This is a genomic window from Vibrio sp. Y58_MX_L22 (assembly GCF_024181865.1).
GTDB lineage: Bacteria > Pseudomonadota > Gammaproteobacteria > Enterobacterales > Vibrionaceae > Vibrio > Vibrio alginolyticus.
This window is the reverse complement of record NZ_JAMZAN010000005.1, coordinates 18,465-37,068: the sequence shown is the minus strand read 5'-3', so window position 1 is coordinate 37,068 and position 18,604 is coordinate 18,465. Positions and strand designations below refer to the sequence as shown.

General features: G+C 45.6%; 18 protein-coding genes. 4 read left to right on the top strand and 14 right to left on the bottom strand.

Features of this window, described 5'->3' with window-relative positions; translation table 11 throughout:
- Positions 1-114: 114 nt before the first annotated feature.
- Complete coding sequence (rlmD, locus tag NL626_RS12900; protein ID WP_213961249.1) at positions 115-1,434, bottom strand: 23S rRNA (uracil(1939)-C(5))-methyltransferase RlmD; 1,320 nt, start codon at positions 1,432-1,434, stop codon at positions 115-117.
- A gap of 192 nt (positions 1,435-1,626) precedes the next feature.
- On the opposite strand from rlmD, the gene barA reads away from it, so the two are divergent.
- A complete protein-coding gene (gene barA / locus NL626_RS12895; protein ID WP_253657424.1) occupies positions 1,627-4,425 on the top strand; it encodes a two-component sensor histidine kinase BarA in 2,799 nt (932 codons plus the stop codon).
- Between the two features lie 69 nt (positions 4,426-4,494).
- Here barA and acpS read toward each other — a convergent pair whose 3' ends face one another.
- The 11 genes from acpS to rpoE all read right to left on the bottom strand — a co-directional run bounded on the left by acpS (position 4,495) and on the right by rpoE (position 13,734).
- Positions 4,495-4,875: a holo-ACP synthase gene (gene acpS / locus NL626_RS12890; protein WP_005380927.1), complete on the bottom strand. Its 381-nt coding sequence runs from the start codon at positions 4,873-4,875 to the stop codon at positions 4,495-4,497.
- A gap of 10 nt (positions 4,876-4,885) precedes the next feature.
- Positions 4,886-5,620: a pyridoxine 5'-phosphate synthase gene (gene pdxJ, locus NL626_RS12885; RefSeq protein WP_005384579.1), complete on the bottom strand. Its 735-nt coding sequence runs from the start codon at positions 5,618-5,620 to the stop codon at positions 4,886-4,888.
- A complete protein-coding gene (gene recO, locus NL626_RS12880; protein WP_005384578.1) occupies positions 5,617-6,348 on the bottom strand; it encodes a DNA repair protein RecO in 732 nt (243 codons plus the stop codon). Before recO ends, pdxJ begins: the two co-directional genes overlap by 4 nt.
- Positions 6,349-6,463: 115 nt before the next feature.
- Positions 6,464-7,426: a GTPase Era gene (era, locus tag NL626_RS12875; protein ID WP_005380931.1), complete on the bottom strand. Its 963-nt coding sequence runs from the start codon at positions 7,424-7,426 to the stop codon at positions 6,464-6,466.
- Positions 7,419-8,096 (bottom strand): ribonuclease III, encoded by a 678-nt coding sequence (gene rnc / locus NL626_RS12870; RefSeq protein ID WP_005380932.1) that lies wholly within the window; start codon positions 8,094-8,096, stop codon positions 7,419-7,421. Before rnc ends, era begins: the two co-directional genes overlap by 8 nt.
- Before the next feature lie 21 nt (positions 8,097-8,117).
- Positions 8,118-9,017 (bottom strand): signal peptidase I, encoded by a 900-nt coding sequence (gene lepB / locus NL626_RS12865; RefSeq protein ID WP_154205031.1) that lies wholly within the window; start codon positions 9,015-9,017, stop codon positions 8,118-8,120.
- Positions 9,018-9,121: 104 nt separating this feature from the next.
- Positions 9,122-10,915 carry a translation elongation factor 4 gene (gene lepA, locus NL626_RS12860; protein ID WP_154205030.1) on the bottom strand — a complete coding sequence of 598 codons (1,794 nt, stop codon included), beginning with the start codon at positions 10,913-10,915 and terminating at the stop codon, positions 9,122-9,124.
- A gap of 158 nt (positions 10,916-11,073) precedes the next feature.
- Positions 11,074-11,544: a SoxR reducing system RseC family protein gene (locus NL626_RS12855; protein WP_005384575.1), complete on the bottom strand. Its 471-nt coding sequence runs from the start codon at positions 11,542-11,544 to the stop codon at positions 11,074-11,076.
- Between the two features lie 2 nt (positions 11,545-11,546).
- Positions 11,547-12,506 carry a sigma-E factor regulatory protein RseB gene (gene rseB / locus NL626_RS12850; RefSeq protein ID WP_151515120.1) on the bottom strand — a complete coding sequence of 320 codons (960 nt, stop codon included), beginning with the start codon at positions 12,504-12,506 and terminating at the stop codon, positions 11,547-11,549.
- Positions 12,503-13,129, bottom strand: a complete 627-nt coding sequence (locus NL626_RS12845; protein WP_005380944.1) for a sigma-E factor negative regulatory protein — start codon at positions 13,127-13,129, stop codon at positions 12,503-12,505. The genes rseB and NL626_RS12845 overlap by 4 nt, the downstream gene beginning before the upstream one ends.
- 26 nt (positions 13,130-13,155) lie before the next feature.
- On the bottom strand, positions 13,156-13,734 hold the full coding sequence (gene rpoE, locus NL626_RS12840; protein ID WP_005380946.1) for an RNA polymerase sigma factor RpoE: 579 nt from the start codon (positions 13,732-13,734) through the stop codon (positions 13,156-13,158).
- 554 nt (positions 13,735-14,288) lie between these two features.
- On the opposite strand from rpoE, the gene nadB reads away from it, so the two are divergent.
- On the top strand, positions 14,289-15,902 hold the full coding sequence (gene nadB, locus NL626_RS12835; RefSeq protein WP_005380947.1) for an L-aspartate oxidase: 1,614 nt from the start codon (positions 14,289-14,291) through the stop codon (positions 15,900-15,902).
- 22 nt (positions 15,903-15,924) lie between these two features.
- Here nadB and NL626_RS12830 read toward each other — a convergent pair whose 3' ends face one another.
- Both NL626_RS12830 and NL626_RS12825 read right to left on the bottom strand, forming a co-directional pair.
- The gene (locus NL626_RS12830) at positions 15,925-16,386 is read right to left on the bottom strand and encodes a protein YgfX (protein WP_248486986.1); all 462 of its coding nucleotides are present in this window, start codon (positions 16,384-16,386) and stop codon (positions 15,925-15,927) included.
- A complete protein-coding gene (locus tag NL626_RS12825; RefSeq protein ID WP_005380951.1) occupies positions 16,355-16,615 on the bottom strand; it encodes a succinate dehydrogenase assembly factor 2 in 261 nt (86 codons plus the stop codon). Before NL626_RS12825 ends, NL626_RS12830 begins: the two co-directional genes overlap by 32 nt.
- Positions 16,616-16,804: 189 nt before the next feature.
- Between NL626_RS12825 and ygfZ the strand changes: the two genes are divergently transcribed.
- Both ygfZ and NL626_RS12815 read left to right on the top strand, forming a co-directional pair.
- Positions 16,805-17,773 carry a tRNA-modifying protein YgfZ gene (ygfZ, locus tag NL626_RS12820; protein ID WP_065274852.1) on the top strand — a complete coding sequence of 323 codons (969 nt, stop codon included), beginning with the start codon at positions 16,805-16,807 and terminating at the stop codon, positions 17,771-17,773.
- Positions 17,766-18,239, top strand: coding sequence for an aminoacyl-tRNA deacylase (locus NL626_RS12815; RefSeq protein ID WP_005384562.1), 474 nt, complete (start codon positions 17,766-17,768; stop codon positions 18,237-18,239). Before ygfZ ends, NL626_RS12815 begins: the two co-directional genes overlap by 8 nt.
- Positions 18,240-18,604 lie beyond the last annotated feature (365 nt).

Genomic DNA, 18,604 nt, shown 5'->3' with positions numbered 1-18,604 from the left:
CTAATTATTATATTCGTGTGGTTTGACTAACACCGTCCAGGTTAGTTCTTTTTACCGCGCGTACACGCTGGCTTTATGACCACCCACCACAAATAAGGGGTCAAAGTCCTAAAGTTAGGACTTTTCAAACAATGCCATCGATTCTAGATGACTGGTATGAGGGAACATGTCCAGCATACCTAATTTCGTTAATTTATAGCCTTGCTCTATCAAGCTTTGACTATCCCTAGCAAGGGTAGCAGGATTACAAGAAACATAAACTACACGCTGTGCGCCAAGCTCAGAAACTTGATCGATGATCCCACTCGCTCCCGCGCGTGCCGGGTCTAATAATACTTTATCAAACCGCTCTGCGGCCCAGGCTTGGCCTTCAAAATCTTGCTCAAGGTTAGCGTGATAAAATTGCGCGTTATTGATTTGGTTCAAAGATGCATTGTTTGTGGCTTTTTCTACCATCTCTGCAACACCCTCTACTCCAACCACGTACTTAGCTAATTTCGCAACTGGTAAACTAAAGTTGCCTAAACCACAGAACAAATCTAACACTCGGTCACTCTTTTGTGGGTCTAACCACTCAACCGCTTGTTTGACCATTTGTTGGTTTACACCTTGGTTTACTTGAATAAAGTTATTTGGTGCAAAAGGGATTTTCACTCCAACTTCTTGATAAAAAGGCATATCGCCTTCGATAAGGTCTAATTGTTCTGTCGATGGCATTAAGTACAACGATGCGCCATGACGTTTTGCCAACTCCGTTAGAGATTGAGTTTCACTCGTTGTCAGAGCGCTCAAGTGGCGCAGCGTAATACACGGTCCATTATCACCAAGTACCAGCTCTACATGACCCAATTGTTCAGGCTTTTTGAACGCTTTTAGGGCTGAGTAAATCTCTGGCAGCAAAACATTCAGTTCCGGTGCTAGCACTGGGCAATCAGTCACTTGCGCAATTTGCTTACTCTGCTTTTTACGGAAACCAAAATGTAGCTGACGTGTTTTTTTATCAACAAACAAGCTCACTCTCGCACGGCGACGGTAGGCCTGCGAATCTCCCAATAACGGGGCATCTAGTTCAATGTCACTGCCTGAAAATTTTCGCATTAGCTGACGCAACGTTTGCTGTTTGTACGTCAATTGTTGGTCATAATCTAGATGCTGCAAATCACAGCCACCGCACTCATGATAATGTGGGCAAAATGGCTCCACACGAGCTTCACTCGGCTTAAGGATTTTAATCAACTTACCGCGAGCGAACTTGCTCTTTTCTTCCACCAATTGAGTGACCACCTCCTCACCCGGCAGTGCTCCATCGATAAACAATGGCTTCTTTTTGAGGTAAGCAATGCCTGCGCCGTGGTGATCTAAACGCTCCACTTGCACTGCTTGGTGCCGAGTATTGAGTTGGGTTTTCTTTTTCGGTTGAAAGATGCGTGCCATGCTCTATGCCTGATTTATGTGTAATTGCTCTTCGGCTTCACTATTCTTGATTGCAGCCGTTGTGTGATTCGAGTGACTTGATTATGCTTACCGTTTATTCGGTGACGTCACTTCTTTGCTCAAGGCTTTATCGTGCGCTTGAGAAATAATGCGTTATTTTCCCATATCCAGACTCCGATGTAATTAGATAACATGACCAGATATGGCTTACGAGCACGTGTAATTACACTAACTCTCGCTCCCACTCTCATTATTGGTTTATTACTGAGCGGCTTTTTCTCATTTAACCGCTACCAAGACCTTGAGAAACAAGTTATCACCACTGGTAACAGCATTATTGAGCCGCTGGCGATTGCCAGTGAAACTCATCTACTATCAGAAAGCCGAGAGGCGGTACGTCGCTTGATAAGCTACGCGCACCGCAAAAACTCCAAGCTGGTTCGTAGTATCGCGGTATTCGATGAACATCATGAGCTCTTTGTGACCTCTAACTTTCATCCTAATTTTGAAGCCTTGATGTTCCCCAAAGATAAACCGATCCCGCAACTGGGTAATTCGGAAATCTACGAAAACTCACTGATATTGCGTGTCCCCATTTTGTCAGAAGGTCACTACTTAGCGGAGTTGTCGAACGAAAGCCAAGGCACAAAAGCGATTGGTTACATCGCCGTCGAGTTAGATCTCTCCTCCTTGAGGCTGCAACAGTATCAAGAAGTCTTCTCTGCGTTTTTAGTTCTGGTTCTCGGTCTTGGCTTAGCAAGTGTGTTTGCTTCACGTCTAATGCACGATGTGACCCAACCTATCACCCACATGAAGAATGTCGTTGACCGCATTCGCCGCGGTCATCTGGATGTGCGTATCGAAGGCAAAATGCACGGTGAGTTAGACCAGCTAAAAAATGGCATCAACGCCATGGCGGTATCGTTATCAGAATATCACGTGGAGATGCAGCACAGTATAGACCAAGCCACATCCGACTTACGTGAAACGCTTGAGCAGCTAGAAATTCAGAACGTTGAGCTGGATATCGCGAAGAAACGCGCGCAAGAAGCGGCCAGGGTTAAGTCAGAGTTCTTGGCGAACATGTCGCACGAGCTGCGTACTCCGCTCAATGGGGTGATTGGCTTTACTCGTCAAATGCTTAAAACGCAGCTTTCTAACAGCCAAACGGATTACCTACAGACGATTGAGAAATCGGCGAACAACTTGCTGAATATCATCAATGACATTCTCGACTTCTCGAAACTTGAAGCGGGTAAGCTGGCGCTGGAAAATATTCCTTTTGATTTCCGAGAAAGTTTAGAAGAGGTAATTAACCTACAAGCCACAAGTGCACATGAGAAAGGGTTAGAAATCACCCTAAAAGTGGACCCTAAAATTCCACCAGGTTTAGTTGGGGATCCACTACGTATCCAGCAAATTTTGACGAACTTAGTAGGTAACTCAATCAAGTTTACCGAGCGAGGCAACATTGATGTTAGCGTAGAAATGCGCTCTCAATCAGGAGACTCCGTCGAACTACAATTCATGGTGCGTGATACCGGTATTGGTATCTCTGAGCGTCAGCAAGCGCAGTTGTTCCAAGCCTTTAGCCAAGCGGATGCCAGTATTTCACGTCGTTACGGTGGTACTGGCCTTGGTCTGGTTATCACTCAGAAACTGGTGAGCCAGATGGGCGGCGAAATCAGTTTAACCAGCCGTCTACACCAAGGTTCAACCTTCTGGTTTACGGTGCGCTTGCACTCAACCGAGATGCCAATGAGCGAACTGATTGAAGTGGAACTTCTGACTGGGAAGCAGTTACTGCTGATTGAACCAAACATGCAAGCCGCATCCGTAACCCAACAGATTCTAAGTCAGGAGGGTATTTTAGTAACCTACCGCTCTTCGCTACCAAACAACGAAGAACAATATGATTATGTACTGTTGAATTTAGCGGCCAACCAGACTCACGATGCGGAAGTTATTACACCTTGGATAGAACAAGCAAAACGCATGGCTCCAAGTGTTCTCCTAGGGACACCGAGTACCGAATTGGCGCTTGCGGACCAAATAATGACTGAGCATCATGTCCAGTGCCTGACCAAGCCATTGTCTCGCCGTAAATTGCTACAAAGCCTGATTAGCGAACATGTAGAATCCCCACCGGTATTAAGCGCTCCAATTACGCCAAGCGAAGGGGACCGTTTACCTCTGACTGTACTAGCAGTGGATGACAACCCTGCAAACTTGAAGCTGATCTCTGCACTGCTCCGCGAACGAGTAGAAACCGTCACCGCCTGTAGCAATGGCCAGCAAGCGGTGAACCTGGCGACAGAGAAAAAGTACGATTTAATCTTCATGGATATCCAAATGCCACAAATGGATGGGGTGACCGCTTGTAAGCACATTAAAGAGTTGGAGCTAAATAAAGACACGCCAGTGATTGCGGTAACGGCGCATGCCATGGCAGGGGAACGAGACCGCTTGCTCTCAGCAGGAATGGATGACTACTTGACCAAACCTATTGAAGAGCATGTGCTACAACAGGTTTTGGTTCACTGGAACCCCAATGCTTGTACAGAGAGCATTGGCAAAGTCGCCCCTTCATACGTTGATGAACCTGAAGGAAGCGTACCACAATCCGTTTCTTCGCCTCAGCAGGATGTGATTATTGATTGGCAAGCAGCCTTGAAACAGAGCGCGAATAAAGAGGATCTCGCCAAAGATATGCTGCGCATGTTGATTGAGTTCATCCCTGAAGTAGAAGCAGTCGTTGACCAAGCTCTGGAGCAACAAGATATCTCTCGTGACGACCTAATTCATGTCATCCATAAGCTGCACGGCAGTAGTTCATATTGTGGCGTTCCAAGGCTGAAATCACTCTGTGCGACGCTTGAGCAAGCACTGCGCTCAGGGATCAGTCTTGAGGAAGTTGAGCCTGAAATGTTCGAGCTGCAAGATGAAATGATTAAAGTAACAACAACCGCAAAGTTATACCTTGAACAGTGATCTATTGAAGAGAAACAAAAGCCAGAGCAAATGCTCTGGCTTTTTAGTATTTTGTTTAAGACTTACAAGCTAGGATTCAAAAATGACCGTCGCCACAGCGTAATGACGCTCATCGGAAATGGACAGGTGAATGTGGTTAACACCCATCGCATCCGCTATTTGCTTGGCTGTGCCCGTCAATGCGAGTACTGGTTTTCCAAGCTCATCGTTCGAGATGGAAAAGTCGTGAAACGTGACCCCTTTTGCGATCCCTGTCCCCAATGCTTTTGAGGCAGCTTCTTTAACAGCAAAGCGCTTAGCAAGATAACGACCTTGCAGCTTAAGCTGTGAGAATTTGGCCATTTCTTCTTCTGAAAGAATCCGCTGAGCAAAAGGTTCACCACTACGAGCTAACGCTTTTTCAATACGCTCAATTTCTGCAATGTCGGTCCCTAACCCTATAATCGCCATCTAGATAGCCCTATGACTGGCGAGCCTCAATCATCAATGCTTTCATGTCAGCAACCGCTTTATTTAAACCATCAAATACCGCGCGACCAATGATTGAGTGACCAATGTTGAGTTCGTAAATTTCTGGTAATGCAGCAATTGGTGCGACATTGTGATAAGTCAGGCCATGCCCGGCATTAACAATAATACCTAGATCATGTGCATAACTAGCACCAGCGGCAATCTTCTTCAGTTCAGCTTGTTGCTCGTCTTCTGTCGTCGCATCTGCATAATGGCCAGTATGTAGCTCAATAAACGGAGCGCCACACTTTTTCGCAGCTTCAATCTGTTGACGGTCAGCATCAATAAAGAGCGAAACTTTAATGCCGGCATCTGTCAGCTTTTTCGTCGCAGCTTTAATTTTTTCAAGCTGCCCTACTACATCTAAGCCACCTTCCGTCGTCAGTTCTTCACGCTTTTCAGGCACTAGACACACAAACTCTGGTTTAGTTTGCAGCGCAATCTCAACCATTTCGTCCGTCACTGCCATCTCTAGATTCATACGCGTTTGAATGGTTTCACGCAGAATACGTACATCACGATCCAAAATATGGCGACGGTCTTCACGTAAGTGGATAGTGATACCGTCCGCGCCTGCACGCTCTGCAATTTCAGCAGCGTGAACAGGATCCGGGTATTTTGTACCACGTGCATTACGTAGAGTGGCAATATGGTCGATATTGACGCCTAAATAAATTGAGCTCATTTTCCGTTACTCCGTGCTCTGGGGGTCTGAATGAAAAATTCACGACTTTTTAAAGGTTTGCCGCCAAGATACGGCTTTAAGGCTATACGTGTAAAGCGTTTTGCCGCTTTTAGCTGCTCTTTAGTGACGAACCGCCGCTCACTGATAGCAATCAGTTCATTCCCTAAAAACGTTAGGTTATCGCGCCTAACCGAAGCAATAAACCCTTTCTGTTCCCGGTAACGATAGGTCATTTCTGGGTCGACGGGCTCGCCGGTACCTGCACAATGCAAAAAATCCACGCCATACCCCATCGCAGACAACAAGGCTAACTCAAAACGACGCAGTGCAGGCTCAGGGTTCTCGTTGTGCGCCAACTCGGTTAACGCATGCAAATAATCATGAAATAGTGCTGGCATCGGCACTTCAGCCATCAAAATACGGCCAATCAGTTCATTGACGTACATGGCTGAGTAGAGATTAATGCCCGTTAACGGCAAACCTAGGCTTATCGGCTCGGCTTGACGCAAAGTTTTCATTGAGCCTTTCCCCGACCATTTAAGTAATAGCGGGGTAAAAGGTTGCAATGCGCCTTTTAAGTTCGAACGCTTACTGCGCGCGCCTTTGGCCATTAAAGTCATTCGGCCATATTCCTCACTAAATACATCAAGGATTAAGCTCGATTCACTGTAAGGGCGTCGGTGCAATACAAAACAGCGCTGTAAACCTTCGGAAGACAGATTACTCATCTAAGTCATTGTGCCTAAAAAGTGTGAAATAAAAAATAAGGAGCCGAGCGGCTCCTTATTTTAATCGATACTGATTTTTCATCGATGTTGGAGCGAAGCACCTTCGCAGCCAAGATTATAAATCGTCTATATAACCCAACGATCGCAACGCTCGTTCGTCGTCTGCCCAGCCAGATTTCACTTTTACCCAAGTTTCTAGGTAAACCTTACGACCGAACAATTCTTCCATATCTAAACGCGCTTCGCGACCAATGGTTTTAATCTTCTCGCCGCCTTTGCCAATCACCATTTTCTTCTGGCCATTACGCTCAACAAGAATCAAGGCATTGATGTGGAAACCGTCGGTTTCTGGGTTGTAATCAAAACGCTCAATCTCAACCGTTACTGAGTATGGCAGCTCTTCACCAGTAAAGCGCATCAGCTTTTCACGCACAATCTCAGACGCCATAAAACGCTGAGAACGGTCAGTCACGTATTCTTCTGGGAAGTGATGCGTTGCTTTAGGTAAGTGATTACGCACGTGCTTACGCAGTACATCAATGTTCTTACCTTGCTTGGCAGAGATTGGCACAACATCCACGAAGTCCATCTTCTTCGACATCTCCGCCATGTGTAGCATCACGTCGTTACGATCTTGTACGTTGTCGACTTTGTTTACACAAAGCACAACTGGGAAGTTCGATTTTTGAAGTTTGGTCAGCACCATCTCATCGTCTTTAGTCCAATGCGTACCATCGACTAAGAAGAACACAAGGTTTACATCACTCAATGACGAGTTAGCAGCACGGTTCATCAAACGGTTGATCGCACGCTTTTCTTCAATGTGAAGTCCAGGCGTGTCGACGTAAATCGCTTGGTAATCGCCGTCCGTATCCACACCCATAATACGGTGGCGTGTCGTTTGCGGCTTACGAGAGGTGATCGAAATCTTCTGACCCAAAATCTTGTTCAAAAGTGTCGACTTACCTACGTTTGGACGACCAACAATCGCAATAAAGCCACAGTGTTGGTTTTCTGGCGAGCTTGGCTCACCCTGTGATGCGAAAAACGCATCGATATCGAATTCGTTATCAGCCATTTGTTAATTGCTCAAGTGCTGTTTCAGCAGCCGCTTGTTCTGCCTTGCGGCGGCTGGTGCCTTTACCGATTACAGGCTTATCCACACCTGCTACTTCGCACTCAACCGTGAACTCTTGGTTGTGCGCTTCACCTTTAATATTAGTCACTGTGTAGACAGGCAGCGGTTTTCTTCTGCCTTGTAGGAACTCTTGTAGGCGAGTTTTCGGATCTTTCTGTGAAACGCCTGGTTTAATGGCTTCAAGGCGTGACTGATACCAACTCAGTACAATGCCTCGCACAACTTCAAGATCACTGTCTAGGTAAATTGCGCCAATAATGGCTTCAACCGCATCGGCTAAAATAGAGTCTCGGCGAAAACCGCCACTCTTCAATTCACCTGGACCTAATTTTAAATAATCTCCTAGATCGAATTCACGACCCAGTTCCGCCAATGTATGTCCGCGAACCAAAGTAGCACGCATGCGGCTCATGTCACCTTCGTTCACTTTTGGGAAACGATGGTACAGATCATCAGCGATGACAAAACTTAAAATTGAATCGCCCAGAAACTCAAGACGTTCATTGTGCTTACTGTTGGCGCTGCGGTGCGTCAGCGCCAAATTGATAAGCCCGGCATCTTGAAACTGGTAGCCAAGCTTTCTCTCTAGTTTATCAATTGGAGAATTCATACTCTCTCGATATTTGAATGGTTAGTGAATGCCACCGATGCGGTTAAAACGCACACCAGTTGGAATCCATGAAGGTAGAACACTATCTGCGCCACGATCAAACTCGAAGCTGATCCAGATCGCGACAGCTTTACCGACTAAGTTTGCTTCTGGAACAAAGCCCCAGTAACGGCTGTCAGCACTGTTGTCACGGTTATCACCCATCACAAAATACTGACCTTGTGGTACAACCCACTCTGTCGTTCCGCTGCGTGGGAAATATTGCTCCACGCGGTTACGCACAAGAGGGTTAACCAAAATATTGTGCTCAACGTTACCCAATTTTTCATCCAGTTGGATCATTGGAATACCGTTCGAGCTAAACTGACTTTCTTCAACATTGCTCAGTTTAACTGGCTTACATGCCGATTCGCCTTGGCTTTGCACGCAAAGCTGCTTATCACTTGAATAACGCACGATATCACCAGGTAAACCAACTACACGCTTAATGTAGTCCACACTTGGTTGTGGTGGGTATTTGAAGACCACGATATCACCACGATCAGGCTTACCAGTTTCCACAAGCTGAGTACGCCATACTGGGTCTTTTAGACCGTACGCGTACTTCTCAACTAAAATGAAATCGCCAACCAACAAGGTAGGCATCATTGAGCCTGATGGGATTTGAAATGGTTCGTAGATAAAAGAACGTAATACTAAAACGAACGCGATCACAGGAAAAATAGAGACGCTATTTTCAACCCACCAAGGCTGACGCTCTACTTTTTGCAAGGTCACTGCATCCAAACCATTAGACGTCTGAGCTTGAATCTCAGCCAGTTTTTCCTGACGCTTTTTCGCGAAAACCAGCTTTTCCAATAGCCAAACCACGCCAGTTACCAAAGTCGCAATAACCAACATCAGTGAGAATGTATTCGCCATTAAATTCCCTTATCTAAAAATACGAAAGTGAAAGAGCCGAAACCCTTTCACTTATTTTAATATCTAACGTCTTAAGACCGACAAGTGTGAGACAAAGTTCAACTTTAGTCTTTACCTACGTGAAGGATGGCTAGGAACGCTTCTTGAGGCAGCTCGACGTTACCGATCTGCTTCATGCGTTTCTTACCTTCTTTCTGTTTCTTCAGAAGTTTCTTCTTACGACTTACGTCACCACCGTAACATTTCGCGATAACGTTCTTACGCAACTGTTTTACCGTTGAACGAGCGATAATGTGGTTACCAATTGCCGCTTGGATTGCGATATCAAACATTTGGCGAGGGATGAATTCTTTCATCTTCTCTACCAACTGACGACCGCGAGTCTGAGACTGATCTTTGTGTGTGATCATCGCCAATGCATCAACAGTGTCACCGTTAAGAAGAACGTCTACACGTACCATGTTCGAAGCTTCAAAACGCTGGAAGTTGTAATCCAAAGATGCGTAACCGCGTGATGTTGATTTCAGACGATCGAAGAAATCCAGTACCACTTCAGCCATTGGAATATCGTAAGTCACAGCGACTTGGTTACCGTGGTAAACCATATCAACTTGACTGCCTCGCTTTTCAACACACAGGGTGATTACATTACCTAGGTACTCTGAAGGCACAAGGATATTACAACGCGCAATCGGTTCACGAATTTCTTCAATATCATTGATCGCTGGTAGTTTGGCAGGGCTATCAACGTACAGCAGTTCACCATCGGTCTTTTCAACTTCGTAAACTACCGTTGGTGCCGTGGTGATAAGATCTAAGTCGTATTCACGCTCTAGACGCTCTTGGATAATTTCCATGTGCAGCATGCCAAGGAAACCACAACGGAAACCAAAGCCAAGTGCCGCTGAGTTTTCTGGCTCGTAGAATAGCGATGCGTCGTTTAGACTTAATTTGCCCAGCGCATCACGGAAGTTCTCGTAATCGTCAGAAGATACTGGGAACAGACCTGCGTAAACCTGAGGTTTAACTTTCTTAAAGCCTGGTAGCGGTTTATCACAACCATTCTTCGCTAGAGTCAGCGTATCACCAACAGGGGCACCAAGAATGTCTTTGATACCACAAACAACCCAACCTACTTCACCAGTACGAAGGGTATCGGTATCCACTTGTTTTGGCGTAAAGATACCAAGGCGGTCCACACCCCAAACTTGGCCCGTACTCATCACTTTGATCTTATCGTTCTTCTTCAGTTCGCCGTTTTTAATACGCACTAGAGAAACAACGCCAAGGTAGTTATCAAACCATGAGTCAATGATCAGCGCTTGTAGTGGCGCATCTGGATCACCTTCCGGTGCTGGAATCGCTGACACAATGTTCTCTAGAACGTCATCAACACCGATGCCTGTCTTCGCAGAACAGCGGGTTGCTTCCATTGCATCGATACCAACGATTTCTTCAATTTCTTCCGCTACACGCTCAGGATCGGCTGCTGGTAGATCAATCTTGTTCAAGATTGGCACAACCTCTAGATCCATTTCGATCGCGGTGTAACAGTTAGCCAGTGTTTGAGCTTCAACACCTTGACCCGCATCCACAACCAATAGCGCACCTTCACAAGCCGCCAGAGAACGTGATACTTCATATGCAAAGTCAACGTGCCCCGGAGTATCGATGAAGTTCAGCTGATACGTCTCACCGTCTTTAGCGGTGTAGTTTAGCGTCACACTCTGAGATTTGATGGTGATGCCACGCTCACGTTCAAGATCCATAGAATCCAGAACCTGTGCGGCCATTTCACGATCGGTTAACCCGCCACAAACTTGGATTAGACGGTCTGATAGGGTCGACTTACCATGGTCGATGTGGGCGATAATCGAAAAGTTACGAATGTGCTTCATAGATTTAGGGTGACTAACTCTTTACAAATAGGGACAGTAAGAAACGCCATCTACTGACGGCATTTCAATCAAGTTGGCAGATTCTACCGAATTTCGTTAACGGGCGCACGTAATTTAAAGTACATACCCAAATAACCTTTAGTGGAGGGGGACAGCACTTACTGGATTGGCTCTCCAAGTACCCGAACGAGGGTAACTTGGCGCTTAGATTCATCTTCTAACGGACGAGAAACACGTTTTGCGATCCACATTCCACCAGCGGCAAACAATACCGATGCCAATATGATGATGCCTTCCCCGCCGGCTGTCAGCGGCGCTAATAGGAAGTGACCAAACATCGCACCGATAATCAAACCAAACAATGGCAGTAAATAAACCGCCATTGCTGATTTTATTAGGCTCGACTCAGGAAAACCAATCTCGACGACTTGACCTATTTTCACCGATTTATCCGTGCGCAGGTGCCAAGATAAACTCTTGTTACCAATGGCTTTAGTAACAACGCCCGTTCCACAGCTTTTCTGTGAAGAGCAACTACTGCAACTGGTCTGCTGTTCGCAACTTAAATCAATTTCGTATTGCTTGCCGCGACGATGCACGTCTGTCACGGTAGCCAACGCGGTCATCATTGTTATTTACCCTTTGTTACATTAAATGTGACAGATTGGGCGATACGCTGTGCTGTGGTCGGTGGAATGTCTCCTACAACAGAGATTTCATGTTGACCGCTCACAAAACTGTGTAGCGTTCTTCTGCCTTGGCGAACCAACTGCCCTTTTAACGAATGCTCATCTTTGTTTGCTACGTAAACAGAGAAGCTAAACAGACCATCAGAATACAGCTGACTCTCCACCATTTGGTTAGTAACGGCCATTCGATAGCGGTTGAGCTCGTTCGGCTCGAAACCCTCAGGGATCCAACCAACCTGCCAATTACTGGTCCCAATATCGCCTTTTGGCATGGTGAGAACAGCAGGTAATTGGACATCTTGCAGGCCACTCATTAACTCTGCGATTTTTGGGTTTACCGTGTAAGAAATAGTGCGATATTGTTCAAGCATCTCACCATCGCGGTCCACAAGGTCGGCACGTAACGGCAATTTACTCTTTTCATCGATCCATAGTACGTATGAATAGCGCAGACCGTCTTTAGGAACAATACGCAACACTTGTGTTGCCACACCAGCTTCACGAGCTCTACCCACTTTTACATAGTCGTAATACAAGTTTAGCTCATCGATATTGGTGTTGAGCATAGGCATAGTCGGAGCGACCATTTTACCTGACTCGATGGTGAACGGTTCTAAACCCGTTTCGATATAACTTACTTCAGTTCCGCGACGAATCACTTCACGCACAGGGCCACTTAAGTAGACAAGATGAGCATATTGATCGTCACCATGCGTGGCATGACGATACAGCAACGGCTCAATGCTGTTCTTTTTGATAAGGATATAAGAGAGTTCGTAACTTAAATTCTTACTCGCCTCGCTCATTTGATGCAATAAAGCCTCCGCTGGCTTATCACCAGCAAAGGCTTGAGAAGACATCATACTGAACAGAGCGCAAGCGCTGATCAGAAATTTTTTCATTCAATATCCGGATTCAGATTTGCATCTTGTTGAGATGCATCACTGTTAATTCGTAACTGCAATTCGTAGTCTCGCAGCATAGCATGAACACGCTTGCGCTGCTCTTGCATATTTGCCTCGCCTACAGAACGTTCTACAGACTCACGAGTCAAACTCACTGGTTCTGCGCTGCCAGCAAACGGAACCGTCTGCAATACAGGTAATTGATCTGTTTGCGGCGACATTGAATCGCTACCACCGTACTGCTGTACACCTAAAATAACAACAAGCGATACACATGCAGCAACAGCAACTTGACCAAACTGCGTCAACCAACCTGGCAACTGACGTTTTGCTTTTTGCGGTTCTGGTTGCGACTCTTTTGGCGTATCCGCAATTGAGATAACATTTGCACTGTGCGAATCAAACGCACGGTGTGCAGGTTCATCTTCTAACGCTAACGCCACGCTTTCAGCAATATTCCACTCAGGTTTTGCTGGCGCTTCGCCTCGCATCACATCACCAATCAGGTGATAGTTCTGCCAAGCATCACGGCTCTCTTGGTCTTGCTCTAACTCTTGAATTAAAGCCTTATCGACCAATTCTCCATCCATGAGAGCTGAAAGTTTTTCTTTGTCAGCCATTATTTTCACCATAGTTATTACTTGTACTAGCGTTGCAAAAGAGGTCTGATTTTCTTTTCCACCGCCTCACGAGCACGGAAGATACGCGATCGTACCGTTCCTACCGGGCAATCCATCACTTCTGCAATTTCTTCATAACTCAAGCCATCGAGCTCTCGTAATGTCATTGCGGTTTTTAAATCTTCAGGTAAAGCTTCGATTGCACTGAACACCACCCGTTGCAATTCTTTGGACAACGTTAAGTTCTCAGGGTTCGATATTTCTTTAAGTGCACTACCTGTTTCGTAAAATTCAGCATCTTCAGCATCGACATCTGTCGCTGGAGGTCTACGCCCTTGAGCAACAATGTGATTTTTCGCAGTATTCACTGCAATGCGATACAGCCACGTATAAAACGCACTTTCCCCACGAAAGCTAGGGATAGCTCGGTAAGCTTTAATAAACGCTTCTTGTGCTACATCTGGTACATCGCCAGGATTACTAACGTATCTGGAAATAAGATTACATACCTTATTCTGGTACTTTGTTACCAACAGGTTGAATGCTTGCTTATCGCCATTCTGAACTCGCTCAATCAATACTTGATCGGTCAGCTGCTCGTTCATTCGAGCGGATACTCCTATTTGTTATGCCCCTACTCTTCTCAGATATGGGTACTAATTATGCAAAACGTAGTATTGACACCACTGCTTACTTGAGCACTATTGTGACCCTAACGTGAATGAGAAAGTTCCATGGTTTCTCAAGTTTTTTGTCATTGTTTTTTCACAGTGTGATGTCTGTACCCAAATGACCACCGCTGCCTGACTTTAGTCTAAGTTTGACAAGCGAGCATCTTGGAGGGAAATGGGTATAATGAATGATCTCTGTCCCAGATTGTGCTGGGTCGGGCATGGAAAAGCAATGGCATTGACAAACTATTACTTTTCATTTGCATGGCTAATGGCTATCTGAACACCGCGTTACAAATTATAACTTAGGAAGCATGCTCATGCTCTGCATGAAAAAGAAGAGTGGCTCAGTCACCGCCGTAACACGGACGTCGATAGGTCTCCCAACTTAGCCCTTAGCGACAGATGTCGCGATAATGGAATGCACATGGTGTGCAAATAATACACAAGGTAACTTTGTTACCTTAGCTTGGGATTATAAAAGTTATATGAACACAAATCGTGAACATGAGTGTGATGTATTAGTGGTAGGGAGTGGCGCGGCAGGTTTGTCGTTGGCTTTGCGCGTTGCTAACCACTGTAAGGTGATGGTGCTGAGTAAAGGACCACGCAGCGAAGGGGCAACCTACTATGCTCAAGGCGGTATCGCTGCCGTATTTGATGAGTCAGACACCATTGATTCACACGTTGAAGACACGCAAATCGCCGGGGATGGTATTTGCGATGAGGAGACCGTAAGGTTCATTGCTGAGCATTCAAAAGAGTGTGTACAGTGGTTGATTGACGGTGGTGTCCCATTTGATCGTGAAGAAGATGACTCTGACGATGAACCTCGCTACCACTTAACTCGTGAAGGTGGTCATAGCCGTCGTCGTATTCTTCACGCGGCAGATGCGACAGGTATGGCGATGCAAACCTCCCTGCAAGATAACGCTCATAACCATCCAAACATTCATGTTCTCGAACGTCACAATGCTCTGGACTTAATCACCGAAGACAAAATTGGCGGTGATAAAAACAAAGTTATCGGTGCTTATATTTGGAACCGCAACGAAGAGCATGTCGAAACCGTGCGAGCCAAATTTGTGGTTCTCGCTACAGGTGGTGCTTCAAAGGTTTATCAATACACCTCTAACCCAGATGTGTCGTCTGGTGATGGTATTGCGATTGCTTGGCGTGCAGGGTGTCGTGTGGCGAATATGGAATTTAACCAGTTCCACCCTACGTGTTTATATCACCCAGAAGCACGTAACTTCTTGCTGACTGAAGCGTTGCGTGGCGAAGGTGCTTACCTGCGCCGTCCAGATGGTTCTCGCTTTATGCCAGATTTCGATGAACGTAAAGAGCTTGCTCCGCGTGACGTCGTGGCTCGTGCTATCGACTTCGAAATGAAGCGTTTAGGCGCCGACTGTATGTATCTCGACATCAGTCATAAGCCTGCTGACTTTATTACGAAACACTTCCCAACCATTTATTCACGTTTGATGGACTTGGGCATTGACATGACTAAAGAGCCAATCCCAATCGTACCTGCTGCACACTACACTTGTGGCGGTGTCATGGTGGATAGAAATGGCTGCACCGATCTGAAAAATTTGTATGCGATTGGTGAAGTTAGCTACACCGGGCTGCATGGTGCTAACCGCATGGCATCAAACTCACTTCTCGAATGCGTGGTTTATGCTTGGTCTGCGGCAAAAGATATTCTAAAACATCACACTAACGTTGAGCTACCCTCACAGGTGCCATGTTGGGATGAAAGCAAAGTAACCAATAGTGATGAAGAAGTGATCATTCAGCACAACTGGCACGAGCTTCGTCTGTTTATGTGGGACTACATGGGCATTGTGCGAACTGACAAGCGTTTAGAGCGCGCCTTACGCCGTATCCAACTATTGCAACAAGAAACACACGAGTACTACAGCAATTTCCGCGTGTCGAACAACTTATTAGAACTGCGTAACCTTTTACAAGTAGCAGAGTTGATGGTTCGTTGTGCGATGCAGCGTAAAGAGAGTCGAGGTTTGCACTACACGCTTGACTATCCGAACCAACTGGAAAACAGCGGCCCAACGATTTTGGTTCCAGCTAAACAGCTTTAACTTTACCAAGTAAACTATTACATCAGCAGGGAGCATTAGCTCCCTGTTTCATTTCCCATTGGCGTAATACCAAAGATAGTTGACGATACTGCTCATCGTCACAGCTATCACGCCAAATCGTAACACTACGGCCAGATTGCAATTGGAATGTTATCTTGAATGGTGATGCCGATGTATCGACTCGCTGTAAATGACCCTTTTCGGACTCAATATCTTCCGAGCATTCGCCATACTCAAGGGCATCAAACCTAACCGAGCCATCGCAGTGCACATACCAATGCCCATGACTTGTAGGTTGAACAAGGCCTTGGCTTGAGAGAGCCTTAACAATCAGTAATAACAAATAAGTCGATAATACGATCGGAATGCTAGAGAAGATAACAGCCCAAGTCATCAATAAGAAAAGTACAACATTGAAGACTCGGGCAGTCAGAGAGGGAGAAGCAGTAAAATTAACGAACTTTGCTGAGGTTATGGGCGACAATTTTATCAACCATTGCTGCATGACCTAAATTTTCGCTACGGCCATGCCCCATTACCCAAGTAAACAGATCAGGATCATCGCATTCAAGTAAAGAAACAAAGTCACGCTGCTCTTGTTCACTCAGAGTATCAAAGCACTCTTCAAAAAACGGCATAATTACTACGTCAAGCTCAAGCATGCCTCGACGACAAGCCCATTTAATACGCGCTTTTTCTTCCGGAGTGTACATTCACTATTCCTTCATAGATGTCTTGTTGTTAGTGCGGAGTGTAACAAGGGATGTGCTACGTCACTAGTGTGCGGGTCACAATACGATAGTGAAAGCAGACAAATGTTGATTCGTAAATCGCTCCCCTAGTATCTCAAGGTTATTTGGGTATAACATAGCGGAAAAATATCTTCAAAAGGCATTGTAATTATGGAATGGCAAACTCGTTTTTCAGCATTACCTCTCTCAACTCAAGACGCACTTCCAGAGTTATCTATCTCACTGCTGGATAACTTCGGCATGATCACCATGATCGGTGACGATAAAAAATCATACTTACAAGGTCAGGTTACCTGCGATGTTGTTTCTTTAGAACAAGACCAATCAACACTGGGCGCACATTGTGATGCAAAAGGCAAAGTGTGGAGCGTGTTCCGCCTTTTCCATCATCATGATGGCTACGGCATGATCCAACCAAGATCGGCGATTGACGTAGAACTTAATGAAATAAAGAAATACGCCATTTTCTCTAAAGTAACGATTGAAGCTTCTGATGACGTTATCTTAGGCGTTGCTGGCGTTAAAGCCGACGAATTCATTTCAACAATGAGCAAGACAACTGGCAGCGTTCGCCCAGTTGACGGTGGCACAGCCGTGCAAGTTGCACAAGATCGCTGGTTACTGATATTAAGTGCGCCAGAAGCACAGCAAATCGTTGAAACTACCGACGCTGTCTTTACGACAAATGAGCTTTGGAATCGTTTCGATATTGAGGCAGGTTTACCATTTGTCTCTGCATCCGCGCAGAATGCTCACATTCCACAAGCACTCAACGTTCAAGCTTTAGGAGGCATAAGCTTCACAAAGGGCTGCTACACGGGACAAGAAACGGTAGCACGAGCGAAGTATCGCGGTACCAATAAACGTGCGATGTATATCGTAAAAGGTGCGACTTCTGCTCCATTCAGTGACGAACCAATTGAGCTCGAACGCAGCGTAGGTGAAAACTGGCGTTCAGTAGGTGCTTTGTTAAATCACTACCAGTTCAGTGACAATCACGCGATTGGCCTGATCGTACTGCCTAATAATCTCGATGAAGACACTCGTCTTCGTTTGGTTGCGCAACCAGAATGTGAATGGACAATCGAATCACTGCCTTACAGTCTTGATGATGAGTAATACAATCAATACTCCTTTGATGCAATTTCTCACAGACCAACACATTCCGTTTCGTCTGTTACCGCATCAAAGACCAGCAACCACCATTGAGGATGCCGCGCACCAACGCGGCATTCGCCCTTCTCAAATGGTGAAAGCAATCTTGCTACGAGACATGGGTAATCAATATGCACTCGCCTGTGCGCCAGGTGATCGTAGCGTTGATCCCAAAAAAGTGCGCTCGTTACTGAAATGTCGCCGGATGACTTGTGTTGATCAAGCCGATGTTGAGTCCATCACTGGTTACAAAATTGGTACTGTCACTCCTCTGCTACTAAAACGTCATATGCCAATCGTGTTCGACCCTAGCTTACTAGAAGAACAGGAAGTCACGATCAGCAGTGGCGATCGCATGGCTGGACTGGCGCTTTCTATCCAAGATCTTATCCAATTGTGTCAGCCGACCGTAGCTGAGATCTGTCGTTAATCGTCTAAAAACAATGTAATGACACGTAGTGTTTCTATCACTGCGTGATCTCGCTCATATCTACAAAAATAGACATGAGAATTTTTAATCACATATAAAACATAAATAGTCACAAAGATAAAACTCGTATATGCTGAATTTGTTGGTTAAGTTTCAAACAAGCACTTAACCAATATAAAGTGAGTCAGCTAGCTGAGTGACAGCATTCATGCAGTTAGTTATCCACTTTTGTGTAATGCATCTGTGACTATTCGCCCGCTGAAGCGGGCTTTTTTTTACGTGGAACTTTTTCTCTTTCATTTCCTCTAATCGTTAGAACGTAAAGTGTGTTACGCGAAGCACGACCTTAATAGAAACAACTAGCA

Coding starts and splice junctions, on each gene's coding strand:
- rlmD (WP_213961249.1), bottom strand. CDS start 1,434: ATGGCACGCATCTTTCAACCGAAAAAGAAAACCCAACTCAATACTCGG.
- barA (WP_253657424.1), top strand. CDS start 1,627: ATGACCAGATATGGCTTACGAGCACGTGTAATTACACTAACTCTCGCT.
- acpS (WP_005380927.1), bottom strand. CDS start 4,875: ATGGCGATTATAGGGTTAGGGACCGACATTGCAGAAATTGAGCGTATT.
- pdxJ (WP_005384579.1), bottom strand. CDS start 5,620: ATGAGCTCAATTTATTTAGGCGTCAATATCGACCATATTGCCACTCTA.
- recO (WP_005384578.1), bottom strand. CDS start 6,348: ATGAGTAATCTGTCTTCCGAAGGTTTACAGCGCTGTTTTGTATTGCAC.
- era (WP_005380931.1), bottom strand. CDS start 7,426: ATGGCTGATAACGAATTCGATATCGATGCGTTTTTCGCATCACAGGGT.
- rnc (WP_005380932.1), bottom strand. CDS start 8,096: ATGAATTCTCCAATTGATAAACTAGAGAGAAAGCTTGGCTACCAGTTT.
- lepB (WP_154205031.1), bottom strand. CDS start 9,017: ATGGCGAATACATTCTCACTGATGTTGGTTATTGCGACTTTGGTAACT.
- lepA (WP_154205030.1), bottom strand. CDS start 10,915: ATGAAGCACATTCGTAACTTTTCGATTATCGCCCACATCGACCATGGT.
- NL626_RS12855 (WP_005384575.1), bottom strand. CDS start 11,544: ATGATGACCGCGTTGGCTACCGTGACAGACGTGCATCGTCGCGGCAAG.
- rseB (WP_151515120.1), bottom strand. CDS start 12,506: ATGAAAAAATTTCTGATCAGCGCTTGCGCTCTGTTCAGTATGATGTCT.
- NL626_RS12845 (WP_005380944.1), bottom strand. CDS start 13,129: ATGGCTGACAAAGAAAAACTTTCAGCTCTCATGGATGGAGAATTGGTC.
- rpoE (WP_005380946.1), bottom strand. CDS start 13,734: ATGAACGAGCAGCTGACCGATCAAGTATTGATTGAGCGAGTTCAGAAT.
- nadB (WP_005380947.1), top strand. CDS start 14,289: ATGAACACAAATCGTGAACATGAGTGTGATGTATTAGTGGTAGGGAGT.
- NL626_RS12825 (WP_005380951.1), bottom strand. CDS start 16,615: ATGTACACTCCGGAAGAAAAAGCGCGTATTAAATGGGCTTGTCGTCGA.
- ygfZ (WP_065274852.1), top strand. CDS start 16,805: ATGGAATGGCAAACTCGTTTTTCAGCATTACCTCTCTCAACTCAAGAC.
- NL626_RS12815 (WP_005384562.1), top strand. CDS start 17,766: ATGAGTAATACAATCAATACTCCTTTGATGCAATTTCTCACAGACCAA.